A 6,869-nucleotide genomic window follows, 5' to 3' on the forward strand; every position below is an offset into this window, starting at 1 on the left:
CCCCCCCGCCGCCCCGCCGCGCGCGCCAGCTGCCTCTCTCGACCCGCGCGACGCCCCCCAGCATCGATCCCGCGCGCCCCCCCCCCGCTCCTACAGGTAATGCGTCGGCAGTTATATCTGCGGTGTTGTCATCTTTGATCGGCGCGCGGTGGCGACTTTCAGCAGTTAAGGCTTGCGCCCCACGATCACCGCACGCCTCGGTGCCGGCAGTCCTTCTACGGTCTTGCTGTGGTCCGCCGGATCGAGGAAGTCGCTCAACGACTGAAAGCGCATCCAGTCAGTGCCCCGTTGTTCTTCAACCGTGGTGGTGCTGACATCGACGCAGCGCACGTCGACGAAACCCGCGCGGCGCAGCCACAGTTCCAGCGCGGGCACTGACGGCAGAAACCACACGTTGCGCATCTGTGAGTAGCGGTCTTCCGGCACCAGCACCTGATTCGCGTCGCCTTCCACCACCATGGTCTCCAGCACCAGCTCGCCGCCTTTGACCAGGCAATCCTTCAGCGCCAGCAGGTGATCGATGGGCGATTTGCGGTGGTAGAGCACACCCATGGAAAACACCGTGTCGAAACCCTCCAGCCGCGCCGGCAGATCTTCCAGGGTAAACGGCAGATGCCACGCTGGCAGGTCCGGCAGGTAACGCTGCATGGCCTGGAACTGGCAGAAGAACAGCCAGTTGGGGTCGACGCCAATCACGCTGTCTGCGCCAGCGCCCAACATGCGCCACTGGTAATAGCCGTTACCGCAGCCCACATCCAGGACACGCTTGCCTTTCAGATCAAGGTGCGGCGACACGCGGGACCATTTCCAGTCCGAACGCCATTCGGTGTCGACGTGCACGCCGAACACCTCAAAAGGGCCTTTGCGCCATGGTGACAGACCCATCAGTGCGGCGCGGGTCTGCGCGCGAGTGGCATCGTCACAGTCGGCGTCGAGGATGAAATCGTCCTTGAGCTCGATGCGGCTCGGCGTCAGGTCAGGCAAGGCATTCAGGGCGCCTTGCCAGCGTTCGAGGTCGCCGTGACCCTTTTCCATCTTCGCGTCGAGTTGCGCCTGCAGCCCTTGGGCCCAGGCATACAGTGGCGTGCCCGCCAGACGGCGGACCAGAGGAGCGAGATCAATCATGGCAGGGCAATCAACGAGGCGAAATTAAGGCACTGGAACCAGGGCACGACTTTGCTGAAACCAGCGGCAAGCAAGCGTTCGCGGTGCTGCTCAAGGCTGTCGGGCTTCATTACGTTTTCGATCGCGCTGCGTTTCTGCGCGATCTCCAGTTCGCTGTAACCGTTGGCGCGCTTGAAGGCGACGTGCAGATCGGTGAGCAGCGCGTGCTCTTCGGTGTCATCAAAGCGCAGTTTCTCCGAAAGGATCAGCGCACCGCCGGGCAGCAGCGACTGGCGGATTCGAGTCAACAGGGTCACGCGTTGTTCGGGGGCGATGAATTGCAGGGTGAAGTTCAGGGCGACCACCGAAGCCGGCTCAAACGCTAGATTCAAGATATCGCCTTCGATGACCTCCACCGGCAGCAGCTCCTGGTACATCGAGTCCTGAGCGTTCAGGTATTCCCGGCAGCGCTCGACCATGGCCGATGAGTTGTCGATGGCAATCACCCGGCAGTCTTCAGTACGCACATGTCTGCGCAACGCCTGAGTGACGGCGCCCAGCGAACTGCCCAGGTCATAGAGTACGCTGTGGGGCTGGGCGAACTGCGCCGCGAGCACGCCGAGGTTTTCGACGATGGTCGGGTAGCCCGGCACCGAGCGCTTGATCATGTCCGGGAACACCCGCACCACGTCTTCGTTGAAGGCGAAGTCGGGCACCTGGGGCAGCGGCTGGGCGAATAGGCGGTCGGGTTCTGGGCTCACGGCGATTCCGGGGGGACAAGGCGAAAAGTGCGGCATTTTAGCCAATTCCAGCCCTTGGCTGGAACCTCATCTCATCGCTCGTGTGCCGACCGTGCTCCCGCCGCTGGAAAGCCACGCCCGGTTGCGGGTGCGCGGCCAGGACTCAAGCCATGCAATCAGTACTTCCAGCTTACCGATGCGGTGAGGTTGCGTGGATCGCCGAAGTTGCTCTGGTTGTAGCGCAGGCTCTGTTGGTATTTCTCGTTGGTGAGGTTGTTGAGGTTGAGCTGGGTGCTCCAGTGCTGATCGATGTCGTAGCGGGTCATCAGGCCGATGAGCGCGTAGGCGTCCTGGCGGGCGGCCGGCGAGTCGTCGTTCTGAGTCTTGCTCTGCCAGCTCAGGCTGCCGCCGACCTTGACCTTCGGTGCCATCGGCAACTGGTAGGTCATCGACGACGTCAGGGCGTGGCGGGGGATGAATTTGCGCGCACGACTGTCGTTGTCGTCCGTGATGTACACGTAGGTGTAGCCGCCGTTGACTTGCAGGCCTGGCGCCACTTCGCCCGACGCTTCCAGCTCCAGGCCGCTGCTGTCGTAGGACATCGCCTCGTACACATAGCCGCCCAGGTTGGCGTCATAGGTCGAACTGCCCGGCACGTTGTCCTGCTTGGCATGGAACACCGCTGCGCTGACGTTGAGCTTCTTGTCCAGCAACTGACCTTTGATGCCCGCTTCGTAGCTTTTGCCTTCAAGCGGATCGAGCACTCGGCCTTGGCCGTCGAGGTAATACTGCGGATTGAAGACTTCGGTGTAACTGGCGTACAGCGCGTATTCGGGGGTCAGGTCGTAGACGATACCGGCATACGGCGTGACTTTGCCGTGAATGCGTACCTCCCGCGCCGAGCCGTAGTTGTCGCCATTGCTGTCCGCGCTGAGCATGCGTGCGCCCGTGATCACATGCAGGTCGTCAGTCAGGCTGAAACGCGCGCCGGCATAAACGCTCTTCTGGCGATCGGTGTAGTTCGACGTCGCAGCGGGTAACGCGGCGGCGTAGGTCGGCCGCGGCAGGTAGCCGTGCAGGGCATCTTCAAGGCTCACAGGCGAGTAGTTGAGGACGTCACCGTACTGCGAGGATTCGCGATTGCGCTGGCGTGCAGCGTTCGCCCCCAGCGTGAGTTGATGTTCTTGACCGCCCAGCGTGAACGGCCCGCTCAGCGAGTAGTCGCCACTGAGTTCGAGGTTCTTGTCTTTGTATTTGGAGCCCAGCCCGGTGTAACCGGTGGGTGAGGTGCTGTCGCCGTACATGTAGAACATCTCGGTGTCTTCGCGGTGCTCGGCGCCGGCGACGGTCAGCTTCGACTTCCAGTCGTTGGCGAAGGTGTGCTCCCACTCGGCAAACGCACGTTGCGTGTGAACGTCCCAATGCACCCACGGCTGGGAAATATTGGCGTGGGTGCTGCTGTAATGAATAGCGTTGCCATTGCCGTCGACCAGCGGCAGTGCGCCCCAGCTTGAGCCATTGGCGTTGGTTTTCTGGTCTTCGTAACCAAGGGTCAGCGTGTCGCTGTCGCTCAGGTCGAACGCCAGCAGACCGCTGAAGATGTTCTTCTCGCGGGAGTAACGATCAAGGTATGAGTTGCCGTTTTCGTTGGCGTAGATGACGCGCCCGCGCACGTTGCCCGAGTCGGTCAGGGGGCCGGAGACGTCGATGTCCACCCGGCGTTTGTCCCAGGAACCGGCGGTCACATCGATCTTTGCCTGAGGGTCGTAAGTCGGGCGTTTACGGATGAAGTTGACCGTGGCCGAGGGGTTGCCGGCCCCGGACATCAAGCCGTTGGCGCCGTGAACGATGTCCACCTGTTCGTAGGGCGCCAGGTCGATGTCGCCCACCAGCAAACCATTGGTCATCGGCATGGCCGTGCCGTCGTACTGGAAGTTATTGATGTCGAAACCGCGCGCGGTGAAGTAGGTGCGGTCTGTTTCGACTTTCTGCACATTGACGCCGGGGGTGCTGGTCAATACGTCGCGGATGCTGTTGAGCTTGAAGTCATCCATTTGCTCGCGCTTGATGTTGGTCACACCCTGGGGTGTTTCTTGGTTGGTCAGGTCCAGCCGAGTGGTGGTGCTGCTGGGTTTGCCCTGGTATCCCTGCGGGTTGCCAGTGTCGCCGTAGGTGGCGGTTGACGTCACGTCAGTAGCTGGCAGGCTGAGCGCTGTCTCTTCTGCATTCGCTGTGTTGAGCACGCTCAGGGCAATTAACGAAAGGGCCTTTGGGCAAAAGGGGATCGAGTGACGCATGGCGGGCAAAGCTCCGGCGAATGTAACAAATGATGATGGTTCTCAATTATCGGTAAGTTAATGTTGAGAATCAATGTCATTTATTCCTTGCGCAGGTGTTGCTTGTAGCGCTGACCATGATCGCGTGCCCTTAACCCGCAGCATTAAAGCTTTGGCCCCGTCAGTCGAAACACCATAATTCGCAACCCATTTCATTACCTGGCACAGGGAACCGTGGCATGCATGCGTTCAAGGCGTTGTACGAGTCCATCGAGCGGCAGTTTTTCGATTCTTTGACCAAGAAGCTGTCGAGCCTTTTTCTGATGGTGGTGGTGAGTGCCGTGGTGTACTGGGTGGCTGTGAGCCTGCGCGCGGACATTCTGCTGCAGTTGCGCAGCGCGCAGCTGCCGGCGGGGACCCTCAGCGTTATCGAGGGCAAACTCGATGTGCTGAGCAATGCCATTCTAGGCAGCACGCTGTTTACCCTGTGTCTGGTCAGCTTCATGGTCTGGTATTTCCGGCACTTGATCGTGCGGCCGGTGACCCAGATGACCCTGGCGCTGGAAGGCATTGCCAATGGCGAGGGCGACCTGTCCAAGGACTTGCCGCTGTTGACCCACGATGAAATTCGCGTGCTGGCGAGCACCTGCAACCGCTTTCTCGCCAAGCAGCGGGAGATCATCAGCAGCGTTCAGGCGCTGACCGTGCACATTGCCGTGGAGTCCGCGCGCTCGCTGAAAAACATCAGCGACTCCAGCGACAGCGCCACCCATCAGGCGCGCTTTGCCAGGGAAGTCATGGAGCAGAGCAACGATGCAGTCGGGCGGATTGCCGAGGTGTCCCGGCAGACTCAGGGCATTTCCGGGACCACCGCGCAGAACCTCAGCATGGCCCGCGATTCCTATACCGAACTGCTGGAAGTCACGGGCAACATCAGTGAGATTTCCACCAGCCTGAATGAGTTCGGCACGCTGGTTTCGGCGCTGAACCAACGCTCATCGAGCATCAAATCCATCGTCGGGCTGATTCAACAGATTTCCTCGCAGACCAACCTTCTGGCGCTCAACGCGGCGATCGAGGCGGCGCGTGCGGGGGAGAGCGGGCGTGGTTTCGCGGTGGTTGCCGACGAAGTCCGGACCCTGGCCCAGAACGTCAGCCGCGCCACCGAGGACATTTCCCAGAACATCGACGCCATGTTGCTGGAAGTCAGCTCGACCCACGAGCAGACCACTCAGATCAGTCATAGCGCCCGGGAAACCCAGAAAGTGGTCGAGCGCGCGTCGGGACATTTTGAAAGCATGATCGGCGACTTTGAATCCACCCACATCAAGCTGGAGGACATCGCCTCGCACATCTTGCAGTTCGCCGACAGCAACACCGGCATCAACAACCGCGTCACCCAGATTCACGCGGACAGCCAGTCCATCGACCAGCGCATGCAGCATTCCGCCACCGCCACCCGCGATCTGTCGGGCGTGGCTGAAAAGGTCCAGGCGCTGCTGGGCCGGTTTGTCCTTGGGCATGGCGCGCTGGACGCCGGCATTACCCGCGCCAGTCATTGCCGTGACCGGCTCCAGGTGCGTCTGGCCGCGCTGCAACGTGAGGGCGTTAACCTGTTCGATCAGAACTACAAACTGATTCCCGGTACCGATCCCAAGCAATACACGACCAGCTACAGCGAGCGCTTCGCCCAGATCTGTCAGGAAGAGTGCGACGCGCTGACTAAAGGCACGCTGGGGGGCAAGGTCACCTTCATCGTCGACACCAAGGGCTACTGCCCGGTGAATAACAGCTGGGTGTCGAAAAAACCTACGGGCGATCGGGCTATAGACCTACCGGTCTGCCGGAACAAGCGCATGTTTTCCGACCCCATCGGCCTGCGCGCAGCGGCTAACAAACAGCGCTTCCTGCTGCAAACGTACCTGCGCGACACTGGCGAAATCATGACCGAAATCGACGTGCCGTTCTTCTTCGACGGTCGTCATTGGGGCAACTTGCGCATGGGCTTCGATGCCTCGCAATTACTGGCCGAATAACAGCGACCCACGCCAATGCCCAGCGACTGATCAGCCGGTCGCGGGCATCGTCGTTCCTGCGCGGGCGAGCGTGGCGTTAGCAGGTGCTCAGTTCACCGTGATGACGCAATCGAAGCTGCGCTCTGGCGCTACTTCTGGAGCCCAGGGCTGTCGATAGACCATCATCAGATGGCCCGTGCCGGGATTGGCGGCTCGGTAGCGCCAGACTGACTGACCACCTTCACCGACCAATCCGACGTCTTTGGAAGAATTAAATACCTCAGGCCCGAGGCTGCCGAGTATCGACGGCGCCGGGTTTTGCACCAGCCAGCGGTAACCAGTCGTGGGATTGCTGGGCAGCATCAGCATGAGGGTCTGGCCGGTTTTGAGGGTGAGGGGGCAGTCCTGCTGATCGTCCAGGGAAACGATTTGTTTAGGTGTCTGGGCGCAGGCGGCGAGCAGGCTGAGGCTGAGCGGGACGAGCAGGCGGGCAGGGGTCATGAAGGCTCCGGTCATAGGCAACATGGGAGGGAGCATAACCGAAGATTCAGAAACCTGGCAGAAGGTCGCCTGGTGTACATGCGGAGCTGGCGGGTGACGCAGTACAAATTGCAGGAGCGGGGGGGGGGGGGGGGGGGGGGGGGGGGGGGGGGGGGGGGGGGCGGGGCGGGGGGGGGCGGAGGGGGGGCGGGGCGGGCGGGCGGCCCCCCCGGCGCGGCCGGGGCCAGCGCGGC

5 protein-coding genes are annotated in these 6,869 nt (G+C 61.5%); 1 reads left to right on the plus strand and 4 read right to left on the minus strand.

Annotation, left to right across the window (positions count from 1 at the left end; translation table 11 throughout):
* Positions 1-165 precede the first annotated feature (165 nt).
* From cmoB to ACYAR8_RS22700, 3 genes are all read right to left on the minus strand, one after another.
* Positions 166-1,125 (minus strand): tRNA 5-methoxyuridine(34)/uridine 5-oxyacetic acid(34) synthase CmoB, encoded by a 960-nt coding sequence (gene cmoB, locus ACYAR8_RS22690; protein WP_463581126.1) that lies wholly within the window; start codon positions 1,123-1,125, stop codon positions 166-168.
* Positions 1,122-1,901, minus strand: a complete 780-nt coding sequence (gene cmoA / locus ACYAR8_RS22695) for a carboxy-S-adenosyl-L-methionine synthase CmoA (protein WP_463581127.1) — start codon at positions 1,899-1,901, stop codon at positions 1,122-1,124. The genes cmoB and cmoA overlap by 4 nt, the downstream gene beginning before the upstream one ends.
* A 119-nt stretch (positions 1,902-2,020) precedes the next feature.
* On the minus strand, positions 2,021-4,141 hold the full coding sequence (locus ACYAR8_RS22700) for a TonB-dependent siderophore receptor (protein WP_463581128.1): 2,121 nt from the start codon (positions 4,139-4,141) through the stop codon (positions 2,021-2,023).
* Positions 4,142-4,359: 218 nt separating this feature from the next.
* On the opposite strand from ACYAR8_RS22700, the gene ACYAR8_RS22705 reads away from it, so the two are divergent.
* On the plus strand, positions 4,360-6,156 hold the full coding sequence (locus tag ACYAR8_RS22705) for a methyl-accepting chemotaxis protein (protein WP_074888873.1): 1,797 nt from the start codon (positions 4,360-4,362) through the stop codon (positions 6,154-6,156).
* A gap of 87 nt (positions 6,157-6,243) precedes the next feature.
* Here ACYAR8_RS22705 and ACYAR8_RS22710 read toward each other — a convergent pair whose 3' ends face one another.
* The gene (locus tag ACYAR8_RS22710; protein WP_108122233.1) at positions 6,244-6,636 is read right to left on the minus strand and encodes a protease inhibitor I42 family protein; all 393 of its coding nucleotides are present in this window, start codon (positions 6,634-6,636) and stop codon (positions 6,244-6,246) included.
* Positions 6,637-6,869 lie beyond the last annotated feature (233 nt).

This window comes from Pseudomonas sp. HP_01, assembly GCF_055284355.1.